This window comes from Microseira sp. BLCC-F43, assembly GCF_041929235.1.
Classification (GTDB): domain Bacteria; phylum Cyanobacteriota; class Cyanobacteriia; order Cyanobacteriales; family Aerosakkonemataceae; genus Microseira.
The window spans coordinates 20,547-47,263 of sequence record NZ_JBHFNP010000302.1; the positions used below are offsets into that span (position 1 = coordinate 20,547).

Annotated in this window: 22 protein-coding genes and 2 pseudogenes; 7 read left to right on the forward strand and 17 right to left on the reverse strand. The window is 44.5% G+C overall.

The genetic code is table 11. The features are described from left to right. Positions 1–21: 21 nt before the first annotated feature. The 5 genes from ACE1CM_RS40030 to ACE1CM_RS40050 form a co-directional block, all read right to left on the reverse strand. Positions 22–1,533, reverse strand: a complete 1,512-nt coding sequence (locus ACE1CM_RS40030; protein ID WP_374884628.1) for an ArnT family glycosyltransferase — start codon at positions 1,531–1,533, stop codon at positions 22–24. Between the two features lie 230 nt (positions 1,534–1,763). Then, positions 1,764–2,390, reverse strand: a complete 627-nt coding sequence (locus tag ACE1CM_RS40035) for an acyltransferase (protein WP_374884629.1) — start codon at positions 2,388–2,390, stop codon at positions 1,764–1,766. Beyond that, positions 2,387–3,433: a Gfo/Idh/MocA family protein gene (locus tag ACE1CM_RS40040; RefSeq protein ID WP_374884630.1), complete on the reverse strand. Its 1,047-nt coding sequence runs from the start codon at positions 3,431–3,433 to the stop codon at positions 2,387–2,389. The genes ACE1CM_RS40035 and ACE1CM_RS40040 overlap by 4 nt, the downstream gene beginning before the upstream one ends. A gap of 202 nt (positions 3,434–3,635) precedes the next feature. Further along, positions 3,636–4,859 (reverse strand): DegT/DnrJ/EryC1/StrS family aminotransferase, encoded by a 1,224-nt coding sequence (locus ACE1CM_RS40045; protein WP_374884632.1) that lies wholly within the window; start codon positions 4,857–4,859, stop codon positions 3,636–3,638. A gap of 11 nt (positions 4,860–4,870) precedes the next feature. Continuing rightward, the gene (locus ACE1CM_RS40050) at positions 4,871–6,061 is read right to left on the reverse strand and encodes a glycosyltransferase family 2 protein (RefSeq protein ID WP_374884633.1); all 1,191 of its coding nucleotides are present in this window, start codon (positions 6,059–6,061) and stop codon (positions 4,871–4,873) included. A gap of 838 nt (positions 6,062–6,899) precedes the next feature. Between ACE1CM_RS40050 and ACE1CM_RS40055 the strand changes: the two genes are divergently transcribed. Further along, complete coding sequence (locus tag ACE1CM_RS40055; protein WP_374884634.1) at positions 6,900–8,111, forward strand: glycosyltransferase; 1,212 nt, start codon at positions 6,900–6,902, stop codon at positions 8,109–8,111. Between the two features lie 124 nt (positions 8,112–8,235). Here ACE1CM_RS40055 and ACE1CM_RS40060 read toward each other — a convergent pair whose 3' ends face one another. The 10 genes and pseudogenes from ACE1CM_RS40060 to ACE1CM_RS40105 form a co-directional block, all read right to left on the reverse strand. After that, positions 8,236–9,348 carry a Gfo/Idh/MocA family protein gene (locus ACE1CM_RS40060; protein WP_374884635.1) on the reverse strand — a complete coding sequence of 371 codons (1,113 nt, stop codon included), beginning with the start codon at positions 9,346–9,348 and terminating at the stop codon, positions 8,236–8,238. A gap of 33 nt (positions 9,349–9,381) precedes the next feature. Continuing rightward, positions 9,382–10,509 (reverse strand): Gfo/Idh/MocA family protein, encoded by a 1,128-nt coding sequence (locus tag ACE1CM_RS40065; protein WP_374884636.1) that lies wholly within the window; start codon positions 10,507–10,509, stop codon positions 9,382–9,384. Positions 10,510–10,831: 322 nt separating this feature from the next. Continuing rightward, complete coding sequence (locus ACE1CM_RS40070) at positions 10,832–10,978, reverse strand: ribbon-helix-helix protein, CopG family (protein WP_374884638.1); 147 nt, start codon at positions 10,976–10,978, stop codon at positions 10,832–10,834. 212 nt (positions 10,979–11,190) lie between these two features. Next, positions 11,191–11,502, reverse strand: coding sequence for a hypothetical protein (locus ACE1CM_RS40075; RefSeq protein WP_374884640.1), 312 nt, complete (start codon positions 11,500–11,502; stop codon positions 11,191–11,193). 313 nt (positions 11,503–11,815) lie between these two features. Then, positions 11,816–12,922, reverse strand: coding sequence for a GTPase (locus tag ACE1CM_RS40080; protein ID WP_374884641.1), 1,107 nt, complete (start codon positions 12,920–12,922; stop codon positions 11,816–11,818). A gap of 125 nt (positions 12,923–13,047) precedes the next feature. Then, on the reverse strand, positions 13,048–13,443 hold the full coding sequence (locus ACE1CM_RS40085; protein WP_374884643.1) for a PIN domain-containing protein: 396 nt from the start codon (positions 13,441–13,443) through the stop codon (positions 13,048–13,050). After that, complete coding sequence (locus ACE1CM_RS40090; protein WP_374884644.1) at positions 13,440–13,685, reverse strand: AbrB/MazE/SpoVT family DNA-binding domain-containing protein; 246 nt, start codon at positions 13,683–13,685, stop codon at positions 13,440–13,442. The genes ACE1CM_RS40085 and ACE1CM_RS40090 overlap by 4 nt, the downstream gene beginning before the upstream one ends. A gap of 268 nt (positions 13,686–13,953) precedes the next feature. Next, positions 13,954–14,223, reverse strand: a pseudogene (locus ACE1CM_RS40095) (phosphoketolase); the annotation flags it as partial. 147 nt (positions 14,224–14,370) lie between these two features. Further along, entirely contained in the window at positions 14,371–14,979 is a 609-nt protein-coding gene (locus ACE1CM_RS40100; protein ID WP_374884646.1) for a hypothetical protein, read from the reverse strand. 101 nt (positions 14,980–15,080) lie between these two features. Then, positions 15,081–17,318 carry a phosphoketolase gene (locus tag ACE1CM_RS40105; protein ID WP_374884648.1) on the reverse strand — a complete coding sequence of 746 codons (2,238 nt, stop codon included), beginning with the start codon at positions 17,316–17,318 and terminating at the stop codon, positions 15,081–15,083. A 277-nt stretch (positions 17,319–17,595) separates the two neighbouring features. On the opposite strand from ACE1CM_RS40105, the gene ACE1CM_RS40110 reads away from it, so the two are divergent. Beyond that, positions 17,596–18,978 carry a cytochrome P450 gene (locus ACE1CM_RS40110; protein WP_374884649.1) on the forward strand — a complete coding sequence of 461 codons (1,383 nt, stop codon included), beginning with the start codon at positions 17,596–17,598 and terminating at the stop codon, positions 18,976–18,978. Positions 18,979–19,121: 143 nt separating this feature from the next. Here ACE1CM_RS40110 and ACE1CM_RS40115 read toward each other — a convergent pair whose 3' ends face one another. After that, the gene (locus ACE1CM_RS40115; RefSeq protein ID WP_374884651.1) at positions 19,122–19,322 is read right to left on the reverse strand and encodes a hypothetical protein; all 201 of its coding nucleotides are present in this window, start codon (positions 19,320–19,322) and stop codon (positions 19,122–19,124) included. A 175-nt stretch (positions 19,323–19,497) separates the two neighbouring features. Between ACE1CM_RS40115 and ACE1CM_RS40120 the strand changes: the two genes are divergently transcribed. Together ACE1CM_RS40120 and ACE1CM_RS40125 are read left to right on the forward strand one after the other, a co-directional pair. Further along, the gene (locus ACE1CM_RS40120) at positions 19,498–19,911 is read left to right on the forward strand and encodes a hypothetical protein (protein ID WP_374884653.1); all 414 of its coding nucleotides are present in this window, start codon (positions 19,498–19,500) and stop codon (positions 19,909–19,911) included. A gap of 230 nt (positions 19,912–20,141) precedes the next feature. Continuing rightward, a complete protein-coding gene (locus ACE1CM_RS40125) occupies positions 20,142–21,362 on the forward strand; it encodes a glycosyltransferase (protein WP_374884654.1) in 1,221 nt (406 codons plus the stop codon). On the opposite strand, the gene ACE1CM_RS40130 is transcribed toward ACE1CM_RS40125, so the two are convergent. Next, positions 21,319–22,512: an RNA-guided endonuclease InsQ/TnpB family protein gene (locus ACE1CM_RS40130; protein ID WP_374884656.1), complete on the reverse strand. Its 1,194-nt coding sequence runs from the start codon at positions 22,510–22,512 to the stop codon at positions 21,319–21,321. The genes ACE1CM_RS40125 and ACE1CM_RS40130 overlap by 44 nt on opposite strands. Positions 22,513–22,987: 475 nt before the next feature. Between ACE1CM_RS40130 and ACE1CM_RS40135 the strand changes: the two are divergent. The 3 genes and pseudogenes from ACE1CM_RS40135 to ACE1CM_RS40145 all read left to right on the forward strand — a co-directional run. Beyond that, positions 22,988–24,256 (forward strand): annotated as a pseudogene (locus ACE1CM_RS40135) (cytochrome P450); the annotation flags it as partial. A 439-nt stretch (positions 24,257–24,695) separates the two neighbouring features. Further along, positions 24,696–25,427, forward strand: a complete 732-nt coding sequence (locus tag ACE1CM_RS40140; protein ID WP_374884658.1) for a DUF2993 domain-containing protein — start codon at positions 24,696–24,698, stop codon at positions 25,425–25,427. A 276-nt stretch (positions 25,428–25,703) separates the two neighbouring features. Next, positions 25,704–26,450 (forward strand): DUF2993 domain-containing protein, encoded by a 747-nt coding sequence (locus tag ACE1CM_RS40145; protein WP_374884660.1) that lies wholly within the window; start codon positions 25,704–25,706, stop codon positions 26,448–26,450. Positions 26,451–26,717: the final 267 nt, after the last annotated feature.

A 26,717-nucleotide genomic window follows, 5' to 3' on the forward strand; every position in this document is an offset into this window, starting at 1 on the left:
AAATCTAAAATACTTTCCGCTCTACTCGCGATTTAAAACGTACCAAACCCCGGCATTACTTTGTTGCAAAATGTTATAGTTAGATGCAATGAAACTGGCAATTTGGGGGTGTTTTTGCAGTATAAAGCTAAATCTAGTTTCGACGAAAATATAAACTGGTCGATCTTGCTGCAATTGCTCGCGTAACTGCATCCATTGAGCGGGTACTAGGGGAGTCCAAAGATGGAATGCGATAGCTCTTTTACGACCTGATAATAAATAATAACGCGGATCGCCAAAAACATAGATATCTCCAGGTAACCTTTCGGGTTTTTTCAGCCATGCCACTTCCTTTAAAATCGTCGGATAATCGGGAGCTAAATAACTTTGGTATCCTCGCTGTTGCTCTTGTTTGAGCGCGAAGCCTTCTAGCACTAAGAAAAAACTCTTCCTAGCTAAAGATATTAATGCAGTTGAAAATAGAAAGATTAGACTAAACGCTGCCACGCTTATTTTTTGCCAAGGTAAATTTAAACCTGGATTTTGTCTAATTATCTGCCACAAGAACTCTAAGCCTTTACCAGCTAGAATACCCAGGGGCACAACGATTAACATGAAATAGTATTCCCAACCAAGTTTGTACTGGAGCAAGATGACACCCAGTCCGGATATTAACCATAAAACAAGGTAAAGCGTCATCAAATCTCTTGGCTGTCTTTTAAATGTATAAGCCCCGATGGAGCCAAAAACTATCAGCGGCGCAAATCTAGAAATAAACCACATGACTGACTTGATGAAACGCTCGTTTGTCGAAAATGGCGATTGATTAAATATTTGGATCGGACGTTCAAAAAAATTTTGATAAAGCCGGGGCAACAAGTCGAACTGGGCGAAGTATATCCCAGCGATCGCCAATGGTAATAAAGTTCCCAAAACGACGGGTACGCCAATCGCTATCAACCTCTTAAAAAACCCTTTCACCCCCACAGTATCAATCAGCGCCAAAGCCCAAAAAACCAGCAGGATGGGCAGGAAAATGAGCTTAAATAGCAGCACAATTCCCCCCATCACACCGGAGAGGAACAGCAATCCAAACTGATATTTTTGAGCTTGGTAAGCTTTAACAGCAAAATAAAGGGCAAGAAACATCGGAAAGCCAACCAAAGCTTCCAACTGCGTCAGATGCCAAGCACCTGAAACGCCATAGTAAATACCGACTGTCAGCAGCGGGGTTAAACTGGCGATCGCGCGCTGGCTGTAATAATCTTTTAAAGTAATTATTAGCACGGCGGAAAAAGCAAGCATATAAAGCAATTCAAAGCTATGAATGCCCACCTCATGGAAGCCAAACATCGATCCGGCTAACAGGTAAAAGGCATAAATCCCAGGCTGCTTCAAGTCCCAGAAATCTCGATATAGAATCCCTCCTTGGCTCATTTTCCATGCACCTATGGTAAACAATGCCTGATCGCCTTCAAACGGGTAAGGCACGTGAATCAATCCGATCAGAACAACGGTTGCCAGAACTAGAATGTCGAGGCGGGTCAATCGCATTGAGGGAATTTTAAATTTCAGATTGCAGATTCATGACTTAGGCAAACACCAAAGTTTCTATGAAAAATCCTTGGTTTGGGAACCAGAGATCGTAGCAAGAAAGCGGGTTTCTATGAAAAATCCTTGGTTTGGGAACCAGAGATCGTAGCAAGAAACCGGGTTTCTTTGCGTAAGTCCTGAGATTTCAGATTAAATTAAATCTCAAATCTGCAATCTAAAATTTGCAATTCTTAAACTGGGGGTGTCAACTCAATTACCATGCGATTTTTGATCGCATACTTGAGTCCGCAAGCGGAACAGGTTATCTCGTCGAAATCCGGCGGCGTATCATCAGAAAACCTCACCAACGGTTCTCCGCAGCGACAAACGCACCCCACGGACCTCGCCGGATGTCCAATTGCTAAATGAAAATCCGGCACGGACTTGGTAACGAGCGCACCCATGCCAATCATGGCAAAGCGTCCGATGACCAAATCGTTCCCAATTGTGCAATGAGCGCCAATCGTAGCGCCTTCTCGCACCAGGGTCGGCAAGGTATGTTCGTCCGGATCGGAAGTCCGCAACTGTTTCAAGTCGGAAGTCGTTGCTCTGGGAAAGCGATCGTTGGTGAAGACTGTTCCGGCACTAATCATCACCCCATCTTCAATTTTCACCGCCGTACAAATATAGACAAAGGCGTTAATTTTGACCCGGTTGCCAATTTTTACACCGTAGGCGATGTATGTTTTTTCGCCCACAATGCACTCTTCGCCAATATTGGTTGAATGCCGAATGTGAACGCTATCCCAAACTGACGAACCAGCCCCAATTTCTACGTCTTTTTCAACAATGGCTGTGGGATGAATGCGAACGCTCATACTTTGCTCAATTCTAACAATTGTTTCGCTCCGTTTAATCGTTGGCTGGCGTTGGTTTCTTGGGCAACCGCCATCCAATGATTTTGGTTCATTGCCGCATAAGCTGCTTCAATTACTTCTACGGAAGCCAACGCATCTTGCGAGGTAATTAACAGCGATTCTTCTCCTTGGATGGCTTTCGCGAAGTTCTCGATTTGGCTGCCAAATGCTTGGACTTTGTCGTAGCCTTTGCCGAAGACAATCCAATCCGAACTGGTAGATTGACGATATTTCGATTCTTTCCAGCCGATGGAAATCGTGCCTAAAGATCCGTAAATGCGGATGTAGTAATCTAGATCTTTATTAATACTCCAAGATAGGTCGATATTGCCCGTCACTCCCCTGGTGCTTGTGACAAAAATCCGCACCGTATCTTCTACTGGTAATCCTTGAATGCGCTTGCCTTCTACCACATGGACTTCTGCCAGGGGGCCGAGAAAATAGCGCATGATATCAACCGAGTGGGTGCCGTTATCAATTAACACGCCGCCGCCGCTAACTTTGGGGTTAGAATTCCAGCGGCATGTCATATCAACCCGGGCGGTAAAGGCATTTTCAAATAAAACAATTTCTCCCAAAATTCCCGAATTGACGATATTTCTGGCTTTAATTACGTCCTCGACGTAGCGGAATTTTGAGGCCATTGTTAGCTTGACACCAGCTTTTTTCGCAGAATCAAGCATTGTTTTGGCACTTTTCGAGTCAATGCTGAAAGGTTTTTCGGAGAGTACGTGAATTTTCCGGTCGATAAAATACAGGCTGATTTCTGGATGGGTGATTGGCGGGGTGCAAATAATAACTGCATCAAGTTTTTCGCTTTCAGCCATCGCTTGGTAAGAGTCGTAGCTTTGGCATCCTAATTTGGCTGCTAAAGTTTTAGCCGCATCAAATCGAATATCTGCAACGGCTACTAACTGGGCATTTTTGCAAGTACCAAAGGCTTGCACGTAAGCTTGGGCAATACTGCCTGCACCAACCAAACCAAAATTAATTTTGGGTTCCATAGTCTTATATCCTCATTACCAAAAAGAAATTGAAGATGGCAGATTTTAGATTGCCGATTTAATTTCAATCTCGGGAATTACGCAAAGAAACCGGGTTTATATGAAAAATCATCGCTTTGTCAACCAGAGATCTACTCAGAAACCCGGTTTCTAGCCTCTGAATCTACAATCTGCAATCTGCAATCTAAAATCTAAAATTGCCCTATTCGGCAACTGCTTCGCGGATCGAGTCGGCGATATAGTCGATGTGTTCGTCGGTGTAGCGTTCGTTCCAAGGCAAGACTAAAACGCTTTCTAATCCGGCGTAGGTTCCCGTGAAGCGCTCGCGGCTATAATCCACGGCTTCAAGACGCGCTAATGTGAAGGGGAAACGCGATTTTCCAAAGGTATTTTGTTTTTGGAAAATTTCGCACATGAAGGCAGGTTTTTGAATGTATCGCGGCGCGGAGAAAATGCCTTTGGTTTTCAATTTTTGCGCCATTCCGACGGGGCCGTTGGGGATAATATTACCATCCACGCTCAGACAATATTTCCAGTAAGTGTGGATATTTCGCGGGTCAACCCAAGGCGTAGTAATTCCCGCTATTCCTTGTAATTTTTCCCTCAGTTTGTTGGCGCTGGTAACGCGACTGTGTACGACGGATTCTAATTTGGATAATTGTCCCACTGCGACTGCGCCTTGTAACTCGCACATGCGATAATTCAAGGCTAAGAAATAGTGGTCTGGGTTGGGATCGCCGTATCCCCAAGCTTTGTTAATAAATAAGTACATCCGCCGTGCTAAAGCGTCGTTGTTAGTAGCAACTAATCCGCCTTCGCCCGTGGTGATGTGCTTGCCTTGTTGTAAGCTGAAACAACCGATATCGCCAATGCTACCTACCTGTTGTCCGTTATGCTTAGCACCGTAAGCTTGGGCGCAGTCTTCGATAACGGGAATATTGCGCGATCGCGCTAGTTCCATTATCTCGGTCATGTTGCAGGGATTGCCAAACAGATGGGTGACGATGATGGCTTTGGTGCGATCGCTAATGCACGGTTCAATTGTTTCCGCCGTCACGTTCCAAGTTTTGGGATCGACATCGGCAAATACTGGAATTGCACCCTGATAAATGATTGGCGTTAGCGCCCCCATATCGGTGATTGAAGTGGTGATAATTTCATCACCTGGTTCCGGATCGATCGCTGCGATCGCTACGTGAACTGCTGCCGATCCCGAGGCGCAACCATAAGCGTGTTTAACCCCCACCAATTCGGCGAATAACTTTTCTAAAGTCTTAACAAAATTCCCTTTCGTGCTAGTCAGAGTTCCGCTTTGTATCGCCTCAGTTATTAGGGCAATTTCTTCCGCCCCCAGCGTGCGACCAGAAGCTTCTTGATCCGAAGGCAATGTTAACAGCTTTTTTTCGGTCAAAACTGAATTGCTCATTGGTTTATCTCCTATTTTTCCTGATTCGATCTGTAAATAGAACTACCCAAGTAAAAAATCTCTTCAAAGTAGCTCTTGCTTTGCATAGCTAGGATACCTAAACTCATTAGCTGAATTGCCATAATCAAGGTAATTCCGCCAATTATAAACGCATGGGGAGCTTGGTAAAACGCAGCCGCAACTGCTTCTGTCGGAGCGGGAAACTTGGTGTATTGTGCCAGGATTTCATATTGCCAGAAGCAATGAATCAGCACCCAAATATTAGCGTACATAGAAAGCAGGAAAAGCAGCACCCCAGGAATGAAAAAAAACATCACTGGTCTGAAAATAAATCCTAAAAAAGCAACCGCCCAAATCTGTCGCAGTATTCTCATACTTGAGCGGCGTTGTGCCTTCTTCTTCTTGCCTACTTTTACTGCTTTCCGATCGCTCCAGCATAAATGCGCCGGTATCTCTTCTATTCGGGCGCGTAACATCCTGGCTTTGTAGATCACCTCCGGGTTAATATCCATACTCATCGCCCGCAAGTTTAGCGACCTGACAAACTTGCCGTCATAAACTCTTACCAATCCGGTCAATGTCGTCAAGTCGCCGTGGGAAGTAGCGGACAAAAATCTATTAGCCCAAACGCTCAAAACTTTTCTCATCCAGGGAACGTTTGAAACTTTTCCCCCTTTCATATAAGGGGAAGCAATCACAATTTTTGCTTGAGTTTCTTTGATTTTAGTCAGAAGTCTTTCGATGTGAGCCACCGAATAACTCAGGTCTATATCCACCGTTATAACATAATCGCCTCGGCTGTGATTGAAGGCTAATTTTAAAGCTTGACCCAAACCAAAGTTAACGATATGGTGCAAAACCCTAACGTTCTCTCTAGTTCTAGCAAAAGCCTCAGCTTTTTCGCCAGTATCATCTTTACTCCCGTCATTAATCACCAGCATCTCCCAGCGGTATTCACCTTCCAGGGATGTCATGTAATCGCAGAGTATAGCTAAATTTTTCTCAACAATCGCCGCTTCGTTGTAAGCAGGAACAATTAATGAAACCAGCGGTCTATACTTTTGTTCTTGGGTCGGATCGTTGAGCTTAAACGATTGGGCGACTTCTTCAATCTTAGAGTCAGTTATAAACTTATGGGTAGTTTCTTCTATCATCTTTACGACACCCTTGTGGGAATTGCTAAAATTGTTTGTATAAGCCATGGTTAAATTCACATTTAGCTTAGACTTTTTCAGGTTTTCTTGGGTTTTAGTAACCTGTTTATTCTGGATATATAGGATAGTTGCTCTTTAATTATCTTGCATCCCACCATAAACTATACCTGCGTAAATTATCGCATTTATAATATTTTTTACGATAAATTTTATGTAAAAATTAGATGTTTTTTATCTAAAGTTACTCAGCCAAGATGCAGTAAGGAAAACCGTGTTTGTAACTAACCTATAGTATATGTAATTCTTCGGATAAAAGAGGGAGTTACGGAGAAACTATCGCCTTGGTGCGAATGAATTCCCGAAGGATAGCTTGCCGTAGGCGATCGCGTAAACTCCGTAATTTTATTGATATGAAAAAAATTTTTGTATTAGATTCAGGACTTACGCGCAAGTTCCCGGTTTCTAGGAAAAATCGTTGGTTTGGTGGCGAGAGATATGCATACCCTAGCTGAGCGCTGGCGCGCCGCTGCGCGAACGCGAACGACGGTCTCACCTTTGTTTCTGGCAACGCCCTTGCGTAACTCCTGAGATTCATTCGCAAAGGTTAGCGAAGCTTCTTCATCCCTCAGATAAAGTCGAGTTTTCCAGTTGTAATCCGGTGATGCGTTCGCGCAGCATGGCGTCAACGCGATCCCAGTGGCAAGTATTATTGATCGCTAAAAGGATAAGACACTCCACTGCTGGGATGGAGAAACCCAACCGGGTAAGAGCCAGGCAACCCCGTCAGTGATGACGGGAATCCCCAAGAGAGCGCGTCAGCTTTCTTGGGCAGGATGTCAACCGAGCCAACTAGAATATCACTTGATAAACAGATTGCACCAACGCCATGAAAATTGCTTATCTAATTAATCAGCATCCTTACCCCAGCTGTACTTTCATTCGCAGAGAAATAGCAGCAATTGAAGCGGCTGGAATTCCAGTCGCCCGGTTTTCCATTCGCCTTCCAGACAAAGATCTGGCTGATGAAGCGGATAAGCAAGAGCCAGAAAAAACTCGGTATATTCTGGGGGTGGGGGCGGTTGGTTTGCTCCTGGGTTTACTCCGCGTTGCGTTTAAGCGACCGCTGCGTTTGTGGAAGGCGCTACAGTTAACCCTCAAAATCGGCTGGGGATCGGATCGAGGCGTTTTAATCAATCTGATTTACTTGCTGGAAGCCTGCGTTTTGCTGCAATGGCTGTTGGAGTTGGGGATCGAACATGTCCACGCACACTTCGCCACCAACGGCACCACCGTTGCCATGCTGTGCAACTTGATGGGAGGCCCCCAATACAGCTTTACAATCCACGGCCCCCACGAATTTGATAAACCGGAAGCGATCGCTTTACCGGAAAAAATTAAACGCGCCGCCTTTGTCGCCGCCGTTTGTTCCTATGGCAAAAGCCAGCTATTTCGTTGGTGCGACTACAAGCAGTGGTCAAAAATTCACGTGATTCGCTGCGGTGTAGACAAAATGTTTTTATCTCAACCTTACGTCCCCCTGCCAAACCAACCGCGATTTGTTTGCGTGGGCCGTTTAGGCGAACAAAAAGGTCACCTAATCTTGATCGAAGCCGTCAGCCAATTAGCTGCTGAGGGATTCAAGTTTAAGGTCATTTTTGTCGGCGATGGCCCCCTGCGAAACGAGATTGAAACCTTAATTTCACAGATGCATCTAGAAGACTATATCGAAATTACAGGTTGGGCAACTAATGCACAAGTTCAGCAACAAATTTTGGCGGCTCAAGTAATGGTGCTTCCCAGTTTTGCCGAAGGTTTGCCAGTTGTAGTCATGGAAGCGCTGGCACTTTCTCGTCCCGTTATCGGTACGTATATTGCCGGTATTCCAGAATTAGTTGAACCTGGAAAATGCGGCTGGTTAGTCCCTTCCGGATCTGCTTCTGCCTTAGCCGCAGCTATGCGTACAGTATTGCAGACACCTGTCGAAGAATTAGCAAAAATGGGCACTTTTGGTGCTGAATCTGTGGCATTATATCATGATGCAGCTCAAGAAGCAAGCAAATTGGTCACCCTATTTCAGACTTATTTGGAAAATGGCTAATTGGTAATTGCTAATTGGTAATTGCTAATTGGTAATTGCTAATTGGTAATTGCTAATTGGTAATAATGTTCTAGTAGGTTGGGTTTCGTTGTCAATGACCCAACCTGCGCTCTTTTTCACAAATCTAAAATTCTTGTGGATATTGCAAATTCCACTGACGGCGAATCGCATCCATCGTTTCCATAATGCTTAATGTCTCGTCAAGCGGCATAATTTTACTTTCCTTTTCACCGCTGACAAGACAACGCATCACCTCCGCCGCTTCGTAGTTATAGCCATTCGCTTCAAAGGGTTGCACGATTTTTTTCGGTTGCTTGAGATAACTGCCAAATTCCAGGTACAAACGCTGCACAAACTTATTTTGTTTTAACGAATATATAATTTTTTGTTTGACACTGGAATTGGCTGATTTTGCAGTAAATAAAGGAGCCGGGGAAAACTTGGTAATCGATATTTGATGCGGGCGGTAAAATGGGGCGTGAATCCGAATTTGTCCGTGAGTTCCACTAATAATCACTTCGTTGGAAGTTGTGGCACGCAGATTTGCAGAAAGCATGGCGATCTGTCCTTTGGAGTAGCTTAAAACCATCGCGCATTGTTCATCGACGCTTGTTTCGCCCATCGTCGCTTGACTGACAATTTTATCGGTAAAACCGAATAGGAAAAAGGCTAAAGAAAGCGGATAGATACCGCGATCCAGCAAAGCGCCTCCGCCTGATTTTAAATCGAAAAAGCGGTTGTTTGGATCGAACTCGACACCATAGCCAAAGTCAGCCGTTAACGTGGTAACTTCGCCAATTTCCCCGCTATTAATTAGCTCGCGAACTTTTTGGATTAAGGGCATGAAGCGCATCCACATTGCTTCCATGCAAAACAATTGCTTTTGGCGAGCAAGAGTAATGACTTCGCGAGCTTCTTGGGCATTAATTGTAAAGGGTTTTTCGCAAAGGATGGCTTTGCCTGCTTCCAGACAGAGGATGCTGTCTTGTTTATGCCTGATCTGGGGTGTCGCGATATAAACAACATCAATTTCTGGGTCTTTCACTAAGTCTTCATAGCTGCCGTATGCTTTTGGTACGTTCAATTGGCGGGAAAACTCTTGAGCTGTGGATAATGTTCGCGATCCCACCGCTAGCGATTGAGCATCTGGCAAAAACTTTAGTCCTTGGGCAAAATCTCTAGCAATTTTGCCCGTGCCCAGAATTCCCCAGCGAATAATTTTTGAGGTAGATACCATAGCCTGAATCGCCAAATTATGAGGTGAATTAAATTAAGATTTTGCCCAAGGCATGGGCGCAATCGGGTCAAAAGACGATGAAAGTTTGTAAGGCGCGCCTGTTTCCAGAGCGTTTTGAATTGCCAGCACTATTTCATTGTTGTGCAGGCAATATCTAGGGGAAAGCCTACAGGGGCGTTTTTCGGTAATAGCTTCTGCCATTTCTGCCACGCCCCTACAAAAGTCCATTTGTTGGGACCCCTTATATCCAAATTTGGGCGCTTTTCTCACCAGGGGATATTTTTGCTTCCACGGGGTGATAAAAGTTTTCCGCCGGATGGCGATCATCCGTTTAATGTAAACCGGAGCGCCATAGTACCAGCAATCATCGATCCCCAGTATGCCTTCATCGCCGATAATCTTCAACGCATGGTCGTGGGGAGCAACGATACTGCACGTCAATCTTGCCACTACTCCTGATGCAAACTTAATGCAAGCAACGGAAAAATCTGGAGCATTAACGTCCAAGGGTACATCGGTTTCTTTATCTGGAATTAAGCATGATGAGAAAGCCGTAACTGTTTCTGCTGGGCCAAAGAATGCAGTCAGCCAATTGACGTAATAACCTGCATGTTCTAAGGTACAACCGACTTCAAATTCATCTTTATAAGGCCAAGGAGTACCCGATTCGCTGAGCCATTGTTTGTAAGGCATTCTGTGAACGAGTCCGTCGTCCATTTCGGCATAAACGAGTCGAACTTTTCCGATGACATTTTCTCGCAGCGCCTGCCAAATCGTCTGCGCCGTTTCGCTCAAAATGCTGCACGGTGCTGAGGAAATCAGCAAACCTTTTTGCTCTGCCAAGTTGACGAGTTCCTCTGCCTCGGAAAATTCCATCGCCAGAGGCTTTTCGGAATAGACGTGCTTACCCGCTTCTAAGCAAGCTTTAGATACGGAAAAGTGGCTCCTGGGGTTTGTTAAGTTTAATACAATATCAACGCTGCCATCTGCAAGCAGTTTTTCTAAGGAATCGTAGACGGGAACCGAATGGTAAGCGGAAAACTTAGAGGCGCGATCGCTATTGCGATCCATTACTCCCGCTAACTTTAGCTGCGGATGGTTTGGCAGCGTTTTCAGGTAATAGTCAGCAACAAAGCCGCAGCCAACTATCGCAATACGCATCAACACTCCTTCGGTTAGGACACCACTCAAATGCATTCATTGTAACAAGCTTTGGTAAATTCGGTTGTTTAACTGGCGGTTTCTGAATCGGAGCGCATCCCCCACCCCTGGCACAGCATGTTAATTTTAATTAACTTGTCCCTCAATTTATTTAATTATTTCCTCTGTTTATTAGCACGAAAATTGCTGAGAATGCACGGGTGATTAATTACAGCATTCCAGATAATTCTCTTACATCAATCTTGGCGGGTTGTAAATAAACCTTGCCATCTGACGCGATCGCTTGCATCAATCGAGTTGCCCGGTTTTAGGTTAAGCCATTCTATAATTTCTGAAGGATTAAAGCGATCGCTTGCCGCAATACATCGCTTTTACTGCCACCCATTTTACTAGCAAGTTCTTCCAATACCTCGTTAAGTTCGGGAGGCATCTCTAGACTGACGCGAACCATCTCTTGAGCGTTACTCATGGTTCCATCCTTATGTGTGGGTAAAATATTAGCTCTATCATAGCTTGTGGCTAGCGATCGCTTACAATAACTCTAGTGGAGAAGAGAGCGATCGCTCTACCCCAAACCTCAATGATTTTAAGACAAAATCCAGTTTTCCAGTTGTATTCCAGGAATGCGATCGCAATTGCAACAAAGTATACTTAGTTCCGGTGCATTGGGGTTGTTATCCCTCATCCGCAGCTATAATCTGTTCCACCATTTTCTGCAAGCAACCAAGCTAAGTCAAAGAAAATAGTGTTCAGAATATCAATCATGGCACCATCAATCCCATACCACTCTTCAGATAGCTGGCGGTTAGAATAGATAGTTTCATCCGAAAAATCAAATCCGGCATCACCAAGCTTCTCAGCAAGTGTGAATACTCTATCGAACGTCAGTTGATGACCAAGAATGTGTGCAAAATCATTACGGATATCATTAAAATCTTTGAGAGCATCACCCTCCTTATCTGATAAATATCCTTCGCCAACACACCATTCCACTTTTTTAGGAAAACTCCATTTCCAGGGTTGAGCGTTAGAGAGCTTAAGTTGAATAATTTTAACAAGTCAAGCTTCAACAACAAGATGTCCTTTCAGGACTGTTACTAAAATTTCATCATTTTCACTCAATGTTTATACCTAGCTTCAGGTGTTCCAAAAGTTTTTTCAAAATCCATACCTATTTTTTAAGTAATTGATAGGGTTTACTCTGTTTATTATAGCTTTAGTTTGCCCAGCCCAGGTAATGAGCAAATATCTATCCCAACTAGACAAGCCAATTTCTATGGTATTGACCAGGTATGTTTTGTTTAAATCAGCTAAACAGCGATAAAATGAAATTTACTGCATGACCAACTGCACCACCAATTTCTTTACCAACTACAGCACCAATCTCTGCACTTACTTCGCCACCTATTTTCCCCACTATGTAACCAATTTTTTCACCTATTTCTTTCAGAATAGGAACGACATCAAAAATCTTTTTTTTAACTTTTTGCTTTTGTTCTTCGTTGAAATTATTTTTTTTGCCTGTAGAGTCATCTTGTTCAAATGAAGATTTTTCATTACTTCCGACTGGTTCATTCTGCGTTTCTTGACCATAAAAAGTCCAGTTAGGAGCTTGTGCTAACGCAGCACTATAATTCGATACTATATTTATTCTTGAAGCCGTTGCTAGTAAGAATGGAATAGTACCTCTTTCTGACATTCTTACAAAGACTTTTGTATAAAGTTCCTCTAGCCATTTCTTCCCATCGGGAGTAGTTGTACTTTTATTATCTACTGCAACTGATGGAATATTACTTGCTACCTCAGCACCTGTGTACTTAGCTATTTCATCTCGGATACGCTTTGTTCTCTCACGTAAATCTACTAAATAATCATCTGCTTTGTTTGCGCGTGTAAAAATAATAACAGCGTGTTCCCATGCTTTTGGAGTAAATACTTCTGAAATCACTTTTATTCCTCGCATTTCATCGGCAGTAACTCTTGTGTCATCAAGGCGGGTTACAAACCAAATTAAATCAATTTCTGATACTTTGTTTCGGATCTTTTCTATATACTTTTGGTCATTTCCCTTTTCGGGGATATCATCGCAAAGACCTGGTGTATCAATTATCGTAAACTCAATACCGTTTATTTCTGAATCGTAAGATTCAACTCCCATTGTAGTTGGATCGTAACTACCTACTTGGGCAATCTCCTTACCCATCAAGGAATTTACGGTACTAGATTTACCTACACCTGTTCTGCCAACCAAAAGAAAGACGAACTTTTTATCACGGGATAACTGTAGCTTTTCTATTAATGAAGCTAACAATTCTCCGAAAGACGAAGATATAAATTCTTTACCAGATTCAATACCATATTCTATCGTCTTTTTTAAATCCTCAACTTTTTTCTTGATATTTTCTCCATCCATAGCGTTATCCTTTCAATATGAAAAATGCTTATTTTGATTTAGCCCCGACCTAGTATAACCCAGGCATGGGCATCACCTCAACCTTAATGCACTAACTTGATCGCACCTTTCATCAACGCCTTAGCTCATAGCAATTTAACCCCTTCTACCTGACCCAGTTTAGTATCAAAAGAGGCGGTTTCCTGGCATCCAGCTATTTGGTTGGTTCTGGTAATTAGGTAGTCAGAAAAATCTGCATTACCAGATTTCATCTGCCCGATTACCCATTCTATAGCTTCTCGATTCTCAAACACGAAAATATTACCTTTTAATATATTCTCCAGCGTGTCAATGAGTTTTTCTCGACTTAGTTTATATCTGCTTCGCAAAACCCAAACCACTTCACACAGAACAATATTGTTAATCAAGCAAGGTTCATTAGCTTGCAAAGCTTCATTGATGTAGCGATCGGCAATTTGCCATTGCTGTTCGTCATCCCGCACCAAAAAGCGCAGGACTACGTTAGTATCTAATCCTTTCAAGCTGACTCTCCTGCACACTCAGCGATCGCCGCATCCATTTCTTCTAGAGAAACAGCTTTTCTACCTTCTTCATACAGCATCCCAGATAATTCTTTTACATCAATCTTGGCAGGTTGTAAATAAACCTTGCCATCTGACGCGATCGCAAAATCAATCGAGTCGCCCGGTTTTAGGTTAAGCCATTCTATAATTTCTGGAGGAATCGCCACTTCTCCAGAGTTAGTTAATTTTGTTAGTGCCATTCAAACTATCTCCTCTTGTAGTTTCTCCGACCCAATGCAGCATAAACGTTTTCATTTTTGCGGGTTCCTTTTTCAACAAATCGGATAGTTGGAGAATTGTTTAAAACTTCTCTTACCTCTTGCTTTTGGACATTATGCTTGCGATCGCGTTTCTCAACAATCCTATCCTGGGAAATTAAATCAAATATTTACAACTAAATTTTATCTACTTTTTTGATTATTGTCAGCCCCTACCTAGTTTTACCCAGGTAGGGGCATTATCTCAACCTTAATGCACTAACTCAATTGCGCGTTTTGTTAACGCTTCAGCAGTTAATCCATTAAACGCCATCAATTCACCAGCACTTGCTGTTGTTTCTCCTCGCTTCCAAGCGAAAGTATCGCGCTTGCAATTACTCCGCAACATGATAGGTTCGAGCATTCCAGCAGCGCCACCTGTAACGCCAATTAAGGCATCTCCGCCGAACAATGCTTCAAATTTCGCATCATCTAAAAAGCCGCCATCGGGTTCGGAACAAGTATCCCAAATGCGATCGCTTACAATAACTCCAGTGGAGAAGATAGCGATCGCGCTTCCTGTGCCTAACGAATAAAGTCGCGGCTATTGCATTCACAACAAGGCGTAGCAGGTTTCAAAAGCTTGCTTGCAGTCGCCGCGAATTCTATAATCCCGGATGTGTTGGTTTTAACTTCGCTTCTGTAACTTCCTCATTTCCGATTGTACATTTGCTGAAATTTGTAATACCTCATTAACTAACTTACCATCCCTACTAGAAACGTCAGTTGCATCCACCGATTCTAAATCCGTAAATTGAGCTAAAAACAATTCACTATTTTCAACTAAATTCTTATTCTCGCGAATAATTCGTTCGGTTTTTAAAGATTTTACCAATCGTCCCCTGACTATTTTAAGTAATTCAACCACTTTTTCTCTGTTGCTTCTAAGCTCTATTAAATTTCCCGCCTCTTCTAGCTGGTCGCTAACGTCTATAACTTTAACGACCGCATTATACCTCTCAACTTGTTTGAGTAAATTGTTTAAACTTCCTTGAGTTTGCTTATAGGCAGAAACAATCCCCCACAAAAACAAAGAAAACATAGCAAATCCAAGTACTGTTGATAGTAGGGGTGGTATTTGAATAAAGTAGCCAATATTAATCAAAAGAAGCTGTATTGCAACAAATACCAGGAAAATAAAAACTAACCACACGCATCCATCTCCCTCTACGTCTACACCAGTTAGTTTTTTTAGTTCTCCGCGAGTAATTTCTAGTTCCTCTAAATCAGGACGCATAGCTGCACTCCACTCTAATTTTTAGTCAGCCCCCACCCAGAAGAAACTAGGCAGGGGCATAAAATTAGATACAGCCGACAATGCGACAATTCCTAAACAGTTTAATGCACTAACTCAATTGCGCGTTTTGTTAACGCTTCAGCAGTTAATCCATTAAACGCCATCAATTCACCAGCACTTGCTGTTGTTTCTCCTCGCTTCCAAGCGAAAGTATCGCGCTTGCAAGTACTCCGCAACATGATAGGTTCGAGCATTCCAGCAGCGCCACCTGTAACGCCAATTAAGGCATCTCCGCCGAACAATGCTTCAAATTTAGCATCATCTAAAAAGCCGCCATCGGGTTCGGAACAAGTATCCCAAGCTACATCGCTGGGACGATATAAGCGCCGAGGATTGACAACAGAAACAATTCGCACGCCAATCTCTTCTGTTTCCAGATAAGCGGCAGCTTCAAATACTGGCAGCAGTGTCATATCTCCAACGACGGCAAATACAACTTTCTTGCCAACTCCACCATTCGGTTGTGGCGGATCGATTTCTTGCAAAATTACGGCCCCGTCGCGCAATGCTTGGCGTGTTTGTTCAAAAGTAGTGTGAATTGGCAGGGGAGATTTGCTCGCAGTAATCACAACTCCCTTATTCTTTGTACTCAAACCCCATTCGTAACAAACTTGAATGCTATTTGCATCGGTTGGGAATAAAGGAAATACATTTCCGTTCCGCATCATCGCCGCGAAATACGCTTCAATTTCCGGACGTTGGTGCGTCCATCCGTTGCGCCCTTGTTCCAATGCCCCGGCAGTAAATAAAGTAATTGTAGACGGAGTAGCACGGCGCAATTCTGCCATTGCTTGCGTTACCGTTTGCCAAATTGGTAACCCGTTGATCGCAAAAGATTCGTAAGAACACCACAAAGTACGGCTACCCATTAACGCCAAACCTGCTGCTAACCCCGCACAAGCATCTTCGCTCAAAGGTTCGTAAACTTGTCCCCTTGGTGCTTGGTTGTACAAGTCATCAGTTGTCGGGTGGATAATCTTCAGCGCTTGGTTAATATTGGCAATTCCAGATGCTTCATTACCGTCGGCGTTGGTGACTAAATAGCCAGGATCTGTTTGTCCTACATGTGCCACCAAACGCCCCATTGCTGTGGTGGAAACTTTGGGATGTTCTTCGCCAATGGCGTATTCTTCTAAAGGCAATTGGCCTAATTCTGGCAGAGTTAATTCAAATTCTGTGACGACGGTTTTCGCCGCTGGTCCACCACCTGCGCGTTCGCAATTTGTCCGCACTAACTGCCAAGCTGATTCAGGCAAGGCACGGGTTTTCAAAGCGCCGATCATGTGGGGACTATCGAGGGTATCTTTGGCATAAAGGTTGTGGGATTTTGCTCCCCGTGCGTGGACACCCGCACCTTTGAGTTGTTTAATAATAAATGCGGTTAATTTGCCGCTGAGTGCAGAACGCGCCCCTTGGTTAATTCCGACAAGAACTGCTTTAGTAAAAGCGAGGCGTTGCTGGAAAGAAAAAGCAGTACTATCGACGTAATCGCCGGGTTGATTTTGGTCGTCAAAATCTTTGGCATTGACTAATACAACTTCTTCAAAACCGTTACCTTGCCAATAGGCGATCATTTCTTCATTGGTTTTGAGCGATACCATGCTGTGGTGTTCCTGAGAATATCCATTCCAAACCAACACGGGTAAGAAATTTGTCACTCCTGGATAGGCGGTGTGGAAATGTGCCATACCGCTCATAATATAGGGTTCGCCTAACCCACCATCGCCGACGGTGAAGGGGAATAACTTATCTTTGTGGAGTAACGCAGCTGCCATGGCAAAGTGTTCCCCTTGTCCCAGGGGGCCTGCGGGTGCGAGAATACCGGGAATGTAACCGGAGAGGTGTCCTAAGAGTCCGTGTTTTTCCCGGAAGCGATCGCGCAACTGTTGCACCGTATTTATCCCCATGTCCTCCAGCGACCGATCCAAGAACATCGCACTATAAAACCCCGGTGCGTGGTGTCCCACTTCCGTAATAATGTTCTTGTAACCCAGCATGACTAACGCCGCGTAAGCTTCCGCTTGCGAAGCAAAACCCCCTGGGTGTCCAGAAGCTTTACTTCCCGTAATTTGCAGCGTCAAATAGCGCAAGGCGTCGGCATAAAGTAAAGTTTGGTAAACGGCAGATGCATCTGTGGGGTCTGCGATCGCTACACTGCCCTCTGCTATTACTGGTGTTTTTCCATACGTCTCAAAATCTGCGATCGCTTCACCAAAATACTGAATTCCCTCGCAAAAACTCGGAGTCGCCGACGTTGCCTTTGGTGTTGTTGCTGTCATGCTTATTACCTTAATCTCTCTCTAGAGAACTGTAGCTGCTCGATTAATTTAACAAAAATTTTACAACTTTTATGTTGCAAAAGTTGATGACTGATAAGTAATACAAAGATAAATTAAGTTAAAGGTGAAATTGTGCATTATTATGGTAAGGAGCAAATAAGTATTTTTTTACCGCTCCAGACCCAGAGGAAAGCCCCACCCGGTTGGGTGTGGCACGACAGAAGATAATAGTGCCAGATTTAAGGCAAAACCGCTCTGATTTAGGTTAAATTTACCCATGAAACTACCACCCGGCCCGAAAACCCCAGCGCTGCTACAAATGATCGAGTGGATCGCGCGCCCGATGCAGTTTATGGAAGAATGTGCCAAACGCTACGGCGACATCTTCACGGCACGGGTTGGCGGCGGCTTGATACCTGTCGTGTTTGTCAGCAACCCCCAAGCGCTGCAAGAGATATTGACAAAGGATACTAAGGAGTTTGAAGCCCCCGGCGAATTGAATGAGATTATGGAACCCTTGCTGGGGAAACAATCAGTGATTGCATTGAGTGGCGATCGCCACCGTCGCCAGCGCCAGTTGATGATGCCTCCGTTTCACGGCGAAAGGATGCGAACCTACGGTGAGACGATTGGCGATGTTACCGAACAAGTGATGAACCAGTGGCAGCAAGGCAAACCTTTCTGCGTCCGGAGTTCCACCCAAGCGATTACCCTGCGGGTGATGATGAAAGCGGTGTTTGGTCTGAATGAAGATGCGCGAGGCGAACAGATCGAACATCTTTTGGTGGGAATGATGGAGGGGATGAGCGTTCCCTTGAGCGCCGCGATGCTTTATTTTCCAGCTTTGCAAAGAGATTTAGGCCCGCTGACTCCTTGGGGAAATTTTCTGCGCCGTCAGCAGCAAACTGACAATCTGCTTTACGAGGAAATGCAACAACGTCGAGAGCAACCCGATCCCAATCGCACAGACATCCTCAGCTTATTAATGGCGGCGCGGGATGAAGCGGGAGAACCGATGACCGATGAGGAATTGCGCGATGAGTTGATGACGCTGTTGGTGGCAGGTCACGAAACCACAGCAACTGCGATCGCTTGGGCATTGTACTGGATTGATAAACTACCATCGGTACGGGAAAAATTACTGCAAGAACTCGATAGTTTGGGCGACAATCCAGACCCAGGCGCTATTTTCAAACTGCCCTATCTCAATGCTGTTTGTAGCGAAACATTGCGGATTTATCCGGTTGGGATGCTAACCTTCCCCAGAGTGCCGAAAGTACCTGTCACCCTCGGCGGCTACGACCTGGAACCGGGTACGATTTTGATGGGTTCGATTTATTTAACTCACCAGCGGGAAGATTTATATCCAGAACCCAAACAATTTAAGCCAGAACGCTTCCTAGAACGGCAATATTCACCTTATGAGTACTTGCCTTTTGGCGGTGGTGCGAGGCGGTGCATCGGTTATGCCTTTGCCTTGTTTGAAATGAAAGTGGCACTGGCTAAAATACTCTCGCGTTATGAACTGGAACTGGCAGATAATCGCGAGATTCTACCGACGCGCCGGGGCTTAGTTTCAGCACCGAATCGTAGCATTCAGATGGTGGTAAAAGGCGAGCGTCCGGTGAAGTCGCGAACTCTTGAGGCCGTTTCTGGTTAAGCTTAGGCTATAGCCATCCTCAATGATTCGGAAAGCCCAGAAACCCGGTTTCTTAAAGAAACCGGGTTTCTGGGATCTTGGCGATTGCCATCCGTCTTGAGATTTGTCTTGGCGTCTTCTGGATCAAAAAGGTGATTTCCGCTTTATTCTTGCTTTTGCAGCCTTTTTAGTGTTTCTATCTCTAGCTCTCTGAGGGTTATTGGCTCATCTATCAGCTTTTCGACTAACTCGCCCATCGTAATTTGCATTCGGGCTGATTGCGCTTTCAGCCGATTTCGCAGTGTTTCGGGTACTTCCACCCGCAGCATTACTGTATTTGTGTCTTTTCCTGGCATTGATAGCATCAGTGAACCTCATCCCTATTATGAGCCACTTTTGCGTCGGTTTTTTAATAACATTGATGACATTGATAGAATTAATGCTATTATGGCTATTAAAGCTAAAAGGTCAAAAGCCAGCGCCCAACTTTCCTAGAGCTAACGCTGGCTTCTGGCTCTCTTAAAAAAGGAGGCATTAATAATGGTAGAACCGATTGGCGATCGCTGGTGCGAACGCTCCTCCGAGTATCAGCAAGCATTACATGACTTTTGCATTACGCAACTGTTATGCTGTATCAGTAATTACTCGGATGGTGATTTTAACGCAACCGGGTTGTGTCTGAAGGCACAGGAAGCACAGCGCATTGCTGCTTTGCTTATTGAGCAGGTCAGTGCGAACCTCAAGGGATATGTGCTTGCTGGCTATCTCAATACCATCAGAAATCAAGAAAGACTGCATCGACCTTGGGTAATTGTGCGGTTGTTACCGGGTGCTAAAACGCACCAAATTGCTCGTTTTTTCCATCGCCAAGACGCGGACGACCAGGTGCGAACGTTGCGGCGGTATGTTCCCCAGGCGGTGTTTGAGATTGTGTTTGAGCCGCCGGAAAGGTAGCGTAACACGGCAAAAATGTAGGTTGGGTAGAGCGCAAGCGTTACCCAACCTACCTCGAACCTCGATCGCTATCGGAATGAAAACGGCTATATCTGGGGGCAAAGCGATCGCACTGTAGCTCCCCTTCGGGTGAGCGAGAGGCTTCTGCTGGGGAAGCTAAAGTAAGCGCGATCGCGCCCCTTTTTGCTAGGCTGTTCCCTAACCCAAACTTTCATGGTGGGGAGGTGTTTATGACTCATTTTGGTATTATCTGTCCTCCAGCAATCGGTCACCTCAACCCGATGTGCGTCTTGGGTCGAGAATTACAAAAACGCGGTCATTGCGTCACCCTATTTGGCATACCCGACGTTCAACCAAAGGTGATGAAATCGGGATTAAACTTCTCGACAATTGGAAAAGATGCAATTCCTGCCGGAACCTTGGAGCAAAAATATAAACAGTTGGGTGAAATGAGCGGACTGGCTGGGTTGAAATTTACAGTCAGTGCGATCCAAAAAGAAACAGCGATGCTTTTCCTCGAATTGCCAGAAGCCGTTAAAGCTGCCGGTGTGGAAGCGTTGCTAATCGATCAGGTCACCCGTGCAGGTGGAACGGTTGCCGATTTCCTCAATCTTCCCTACATCACCGTTTGTAATGCGCTGTTGGTGAACCAGGAAGCTGGAGTTCCCCCATTTTTTACCCATTGGAGTTACAGCGAAGCATGGTGGGCGCGTCTGCGTAACCAAGCAGGGAACTTGCTGATCGACCGCTTGACGCAATCCGTTTGGGATATAGTTGTCCGGCAGCGGCAGCAATGGAACTTACCCCCCTATTCCAGCCGCGAGAATGGTTACTCCGAACTGGCTCAAATCTGCCAGATCCCAGCAGAGTTTGATTTCCCGCGAGTTGGTTTATCTCGGTGCTTCCATTACACCGGGCCGTTTCAAGATGCATCTGGCTTAGAACCCGTTTCTTTCGGATCTCTTTCTTTTCCGTTGGAAAAATTGACGGGTCAACCGCTAATTTACGCTTCACTGGGGACTTTACAAAACCGGAAATGGGAAATTTTTCATACTATTGCTGAGGCTTGCATCGGATTAGACGTGCAACTGGTAATTTCTTTGGGAAATCCCAACATTGAGGCATCAGACTTAAAGCTACCCGGAGAGCCGCTGGTAGTTTCGTTTGCACCCCACCAGCAATTAATTGAACGCTCGAGGCTGATTATCACCCATGCGGGCATGAATACCACAGTGGGGGCATTAAGCAGCGGCGTGCCGATCGTAGCGATTCCAATTACTAACGAACAACCTGGAATCGCCGCTCGTCTTGCCAGAACTGGCGCCGGAGAAGTGATACCTTTGAAACGCTTAAACGTTGCCGCACTCCAAAGTGCCATCAAGCAAGTGGTGAACTACCCACACTTCCCTACGGGTAAGTGTGGGCTTCCTGCCCAACAGAAAGCGCGGTAGTAGATTTCTTGCGTCCTCCCCTGCTGCGTCTTACATCTGGACAACAGGCTTTATCCCCCGTTCCAGAGGTCAAAATTCGTAGTCCTTCATTACGAAGGTTGATAGCTGCGTTAATATCCCTGTCGTGTTTGGTTTGACAACTTTCGCAAGTCCAATTCCTGATATCGAGCGGTAAACTGCCAACTTGATTGAGGCATACATGACAGGTTTTTGAGCTAGGGAAAAATCTATCAACTTCTTGATAAACTTTCCCTTCTGCTTCTGCTTTATACTTCAACATGGTGCAGAACATCCCCCATCCGACTTGGTGGATGGATTTTGCTAGTTTATGATTCTGCATCATACCTAACACATTGAGATTTTCCACAACAACAACTTGATTTTCGTTAACTATCCTACGAGATAGCTTGTGGAGAAAATCCTCACGGCAGTTAGCAATCTTTCTGTGAACTCTAGCGACTTTCTTTCTAGATTTAATCCGGTTCTTAGAACCTTTTTGTTTTCTAGATAACTGCTGCTGTTTGAGTTTTAAATTCTTCTCATGTTTGGTAATTATTCTAGGATTATCAAACTTAGACCCATTACTTGTAATAGCAAAGTGAGTTAACCCCAGGTCAATACCTATTGCTTTACCTTCTGCATTTGATAACGGTTTATCTTGACCATCATCAAATAGAATGGCTGCGAAGTATTGATTATAACAGTTTTTAGAAATGGTTACAGTTTTGACTTTACCCTCAATTGGTCTATGGATAATTGCCGATACATCTCCTATTTTTGGTAAGGATACATAACTATCAGCAACTTTAACGTTTTGAGGATATTGAATTGACTGCTTACCGTGTTTAGATTTGAATCTAGGGTATTTAGCTCTTTTTTCAAAGAAGTTATTAAAAGCTACTCCCAGATTTAAGCAAACTTGCTGTAAGCATTGCGAGTAAGTCAGCGACAGCCACTCATACTCTTTTTTTAGTTGGGGAATTATCTTTTTGACTTCGTATCCAGATAACCCTTTACCTGTCTCTTTATATGTTTGATTTATCAAATTCAAGCAATAATTCCAAAGCCAGCGACAAGAGCCAAAAGCTTGCGCTAGTAACTGTTGTTGCTGGCTATTTGGATACAACCTGACCTTGACGACTCTTAACATATTAGAGTATACGGCGTTTGCTATAAAACAATATAACACAAGATTTGCTCGTTTCCGACCTGTCCTCTGACCTCGCCTCCGGCATTGGTCAGAGGACTGTCGTCAACTCACCCGCCATTCATCCCACGCTGCCCTATCGGGTCAGACGTGGGGCTTCTGTCGGTTTTAGCTAAAAGAAGACTCTTATAAAAACAACGCAGTCCGATTACAACAAGCCATTCGCCAAGCAGGCGGGGTGAGCCGCGCCGCCGATATTATCGAACAGGCAATATCTACAGGGAAGCCTGTCTTGGCTCAAACATATTGACAAAAGAGCGATCGCACTACCACGTTTGCTAGGTTAGTTTCAGGAAAGTAACGATTTTTAACAAAACCAATGAAACTACCCGATGGGCCAACAACGCCGCGATTTATACAGCTACTCCAGTGGATCGCTAACCCCTTAAATTAACTCGAAACCTCTGCTGCGCGCTACGGTGAGATGTTTACAGCGCGCTGGGGCAATATTCCACCTTACGTGCTATTGAGCAACCCAAAAGCAATTCAGGAGCTTTTGACCGCAGATCCAAGACTATTTGAATCTGGTGTGGGCAATTACATCTTACAACCGATTGTGGGAAATAACTCAATCGTATTGCTGGATGGAGAAACCCACCAACGCCAGCGCCAATTGTTGACACCTCCGTTTCACGGGGAACGCATGAAAGCTTACGGCAAGCTGATGTGTGACCTGACTGAACAATTAATCGGTCAGCAGCGTAACGGCGAACCCTTCCCCGTCCGTTTTGCCATGCAAGAAATCTCCCTCCAGGTAATTTTAAATGCCGTATTTGGCATGAATCAGGGGCAGCGTTATCAACAACTAAAAGACCTTTTTACATCGCTGCTAGATGCAGTGAGTTCTCCCCTCAGTTCCAGCTTGCTGTTTTTTGAGTCGCTTCAAGTAGATTTAGGTGCTTGGAGTCCTTGGGGACACTTTGTCCGCAGACAGCAACAAATTGACCAACTACTTTATGCTGAAATTGAGGAACGCAGAGCGCAACCAAATCCATCTCGAACTGATATTCTGACATTGTTAATGTCTGCTCGCGATGCAGAAGGTCAGCCAATGACCGATGAAGAGTTGCGCGATGAGTTGATGACGCTGCTATTTGCCGGACACGAAACCACTGCTTCTTCCCTAGCATGGGCATTGTACTGGATTCACAATTTACCAGAAGTTCGCGACAAACTGAACAAAGAGTTGGATACCCTCGGTGGTGAGTTAGACCCCAATGCCGTTACCAAACTGCCTTACCTGAACGCAGTTTGTCAAGAAACGCTGCGAATTTACCCAGTCGCAATGGTGATTTTCCCTAGAATTGTGAAATCCCCATTCCAACTAATGGGATATGAATTTGCACCGGGTACGGTGATTTCTCCCTGCGTTTATTTAACGCACCATCGCGAAGATATCTACCCAGAACCAAAGCGTTTCAAACCCGAACGCTTTTTAGAACGGCAATTTTCACCTTATGAATATTTTCCCTTTGGGGGTAGCGATCGCCGCTGCATCGGCATGGCATTTGCCCAATATGAAATGAAACTGGTATTAGCAACTATTTTGTCTACCTGGGAACTCGCACTCGCCGATAACCGTCCGGTGCGTCCCGTCCGCCGTGGCGTCACTTTAGCACCGCCTACCAGTCTAAAAATGGTTGTAACACGTCAGCGAAAAGCAGTCAAAATTCCGGTGCAAGTTTAAGAAAGAAACCCGGTTTCTTTAAGAAACCGGGTTTCTGCATAAGTTCTGTTTGTTGTACTATTTCATATCAAGTCGGGGGGCGGGTTTATTACAGTTACAGGACTTACGCAGGAACTCCAGATATAGTGGACATGGTGCGTTACACTGGGTTAACGCACTCTACATATAGAGAAGTTGCGTAAGTACCGAGTTATCTGTTAGTGCCAAAGGTTATTGGTAAAACCCGCCCCTACTTTATTGTTAAAAAAATTTTTCTCCTCTGCTCCTCTGCTCCTCTGCTCCTGAAGCCCGATTACCTATTTACGCTGTCATATTCCCCCCTCGATAGATAGATTGTCGCTCAAATAATTTATTCTGTCCCTATACAGATACTCTGTCCCTATCTGACAACTTACAGTAACAATCAGGGCAACGTATTTATAGGGCAGATAACGCACTTATGCCAGATTTAGGAGAGCAGGCGATCTCAAAAGCCGCAGAAATTGGATTAGCCAGTCAATTGGATGAAGTCGAAGAACTGAATGTAGATATTCGGACTAATCCGATTAAGCTAATTCAAGGGGAATTAGAATCAGTTTCAATTGAAGGCAAAGGTCTGGTGATGCAACAAGACCTGCGCGCCGAAGAATTAAAGGTAAATATCGATAATATTGCCATTAATCCCCTCAGCGCTGCTTTTGGCAAAATTGAACTGAATCATCCCACTGAAGCCGAAACTTATGTGGTTTTAACCGAAGCAGATATCGACCGCGCCTTTAATTCAGAATTCCTCAGCGAAAAACTGCAAAACCAAAAGGTACATGTCAACGGTCAACCGATTACCCTTGACACAAAACAGGTGGAATTTCGCTTACCAGGTGAAGGAAAATTTGCGCTAAAAGCCGATGTTTTTATGCAAGAAACCGGCGAAACAAAGCAAGTTTATTTTACCGCAGTTCCGCGTATGCGCGAAGGTGGAAATCGCCTATCCCTGGAAGAAGTTCAATATGCCGAAGGCGAAGAAATCTCCCCAGAACTTACCCAAGCTTTGTTAGAGCAATCTAGCGAATTGTTAGATCTGCGAAACTTTGAACTACAAGGCATGTCGCTGCGCCTGAAGCATTTAGACGTGCAACCAGGTAAGCTAACGCTGCAAGCAGAAGCTTTGGTGACGCAGTTCCCATCATCGTAATTTCAGATTTGTTTGTAGTAAGGACTTTAGTCCTCAAAGCCTAATAAATCAGGACTAAAGTCCTTACTACGAACACAACTAAAACTCGCGGCGCTCTTAGAAACCGGGTTTCTTGCTACAATCTCTGATTGCCAAACCAACGATTTTTTGTAGAAACCCGGTTTCTTTGCGTAAGTCATGAATTCAAAATCCGATCCCCCCCTGCCCCCCCTTTATAAGGGGGGGTTCCCAAATACAAAATCTCAAATCTCAAATCTGAAATCTCAAATCAATATTATGACAGACAACAATTTAAAAATAGAAGAGCAAGCGCTTTCTCAGGCAGCGGAGATAGGAATCACTAGCCAACTTGAGGGAGTCGAGGATATTAATGTAAGTGTCCGCACCGATTTGCTGAAAATGGTTCAGGGAAAGGCTGATTCGGTTTCGGTTGTGGGACAAGGTTTAGTCGTACAAAAAGATATCCGCGTGCAGGAGATGGAACTGCACACCAGTAATATTGGCATCGATGTTTTAGGTTCTCTTTTTGGCGGCGAAGTTGAATTAGACCACCCAACTGATGCTAGTATTCGCGTTGTCTTAAAAGAAGCCGATCTTAACCGGGCGATGAATTCAGACTTTGTTCGCCGCAAGATGCCATCAATAGATTTGCATGTGGATGATGAATTGGTGACTTTGAAACCGCAACAGATGGAGATGCAATTACGAGGTAACAACCAAATAATGTTTAGCGGCGACTTTCTGCTACAAACTGAGGGAAAAACTGAAGAACTTGCCTTCACTGCAAGTGCTATACCACGTACAGATGAACATCCCGTATTGCTGCAAGGGCTTTACTGCACCAAAGGAAAAGGTATTACACTGGAATTAGCGGCAGCTTTCATGGAAAAGGCAAAAGAACTGATGAATTTACCTTATTTTGAATATGAAGGCTCGGCGTTTAGGATCAAGAATATGGTGGTGGGAGAAGGTAGTTTAACCCTGGAAGTGGAAGCTTACATGCGCCAAATACCTTCATTATAAATTTAAAATTTTTGTTAGAAGGGCGGCGGCGCATCCTTGGGATAGGGTAGAAGGGGGTAGTGTATGCGATCGCAAGCTGCGGCGGGGATGGTAAAATGGTTGCTTGGCTTGCGATGGCATTACAGGCGCGATATCATCCCTTTGGCACATGAAAATAGGACGTAGGGCGTAGGAAAAAAAATTTAGATTGGGCGAAAATAGATATTGTCTGATTAACGATCTCTGCAATTCGACAGAGCCTTTACTTTTCTCGATCTTCTTAAGATC

Coding starts and splice junctions, on each gene's coding strand:
- ACE1CM_RS40125 (WP_374884654.1), top strand. CDS start 20,142: ATGACTCATTTTGGTATTATCTGTCCTCCAGCAATCGGTCACCTCAAC.
- ACE1CM_RS40130 (WP_374884656.1), bottom strand. CDS start 22,512: ATGTTAAGAGTCGTCAAGGTCAGGTTGTATCCAAATAGCCAGCAACAA.
- ACE1CM_RS40055 (WP_374884634.1), top strand. CDS start 6,900: ATGAAAATTGCTTATCTAATTAATCAGCATCCTTACCCCAGCTGTACT.
- ACE1CM_RS40040 (WP_374884630.1), bottom strand. CDS start 3,433: ATGGAACCCAAAATTAATTTTGGTTTGGTTGGTGCAGGCAGTATTGCC.
- ACE1CM_RS40080 (WP_374884641.1), bottom strand. CDS start 12,922: ATGGATGGAGAAAATATCAAGAAAAAAGTTGAGGATTTAAAAAAGACG.
- ACE1CM_RS40070 (WP_374884638.1), bottom strand. CDS start 10,978: ATGAGTAACGCTCAAGAGATGGTTCGCGTCAGTCTAGAGATGCCTCCC.
- ACE1CM_RS40060 (WP_374884635.1), bottom strand. CDS start 9,348: ATGGTATCTACCTCAAAAATTATTCGCTGGGGAATTCTGGGCACGGGC.
- ACE1CM_RS40065 (WP_374884636.1), bottom strand. CDS start 10,509: ATGCGTATTGCGATAGTTGGCTGCGGCTTTGTTGCTGACTATTACCTG.
- ACE1CM_RS40145 (WP_374884660.1), top strand. CDS start 25,704: ATGACAGACAACAATTTAAAAATAGAAGAGCAAGCGCTTTCTCAGGCA.
- ACE1CM_RS40030 (WP_374884628.1), bottom strand. CDS start 1,533: ATGCGATTGACCCGCCTCGACATTCTAGTTCTGGCAACCGTTGTTCTG.
- ACE1CM_RS40090 (WP_374884644.1), bottom strand. CDS start 13,685: ATGGCACTAACAAAATTAACTAACTCTGGAGAAGTGGCGATTCCTCCA.
- ACE1CM_RS40120 (WP_374884653.1), top strand. CDS start 19,498: ATGGTAGAACCGATTGGCGATCGCTGGTGCGAACGCTCCTCCGAGTAT.
- ACE1CM_RS40115 (WP_374884651.1), bottom strand. CDS start 19,322: ATGCTATCAATGCCAGGAAAAGACACAAATACAGTAATGCTGCGGGTG.
- ACE1CM_RS40045 (WP_374884632.1), bottom strand. CDS start 4,859: ATGAGCAATTCAGTTTTGACCGAAAAAAAGCTGTTAACATTGCCTTCG.
- ACE1CM_RS40140 (WP_374884658.1), top strand. CDS start 24,696: ATGCCAGATTTAGGAGAGCAGGCGATCTCAAAAGCCGCAGAAATTGGA.
- ACE1CM_RS40105 (WP_374884648.1), bottom strand. CDS start 17,318: ATGACAGCAACAACACCAAAGGCAACGTCGGCGACTCCGAGTTTTTGC.
- ACE1CM_RS40100 (WP_374884646.1), bottom strand. CDS start 14,979: ATGCGTCCTGATTTAGAGGAACTAGAAATTACTCGCGGAGAACTAAAA.
- ACE1CM_RS40050 (WP_374884633.1), bottom strand. CDS start 6,061: ATGGCTTATACAAACAATTTTAGCAATTCCCACAAGGGTGTCGTAAAG.
- ACE1CM_RS40035 (WP_374884629.1), bottom strand. CDS start 2,390: ATGAGCGTTCGCATTCATCCCACAGCCATTGTTGAAAAAGACGTAGAA.
- ACE1CM_RS40110 (WP_374884649.1), top strand. CDS start 17,596: ATGAAACTACCACCCGGCCCGAAAACCCCAGCGCTGCTACAAATGATC.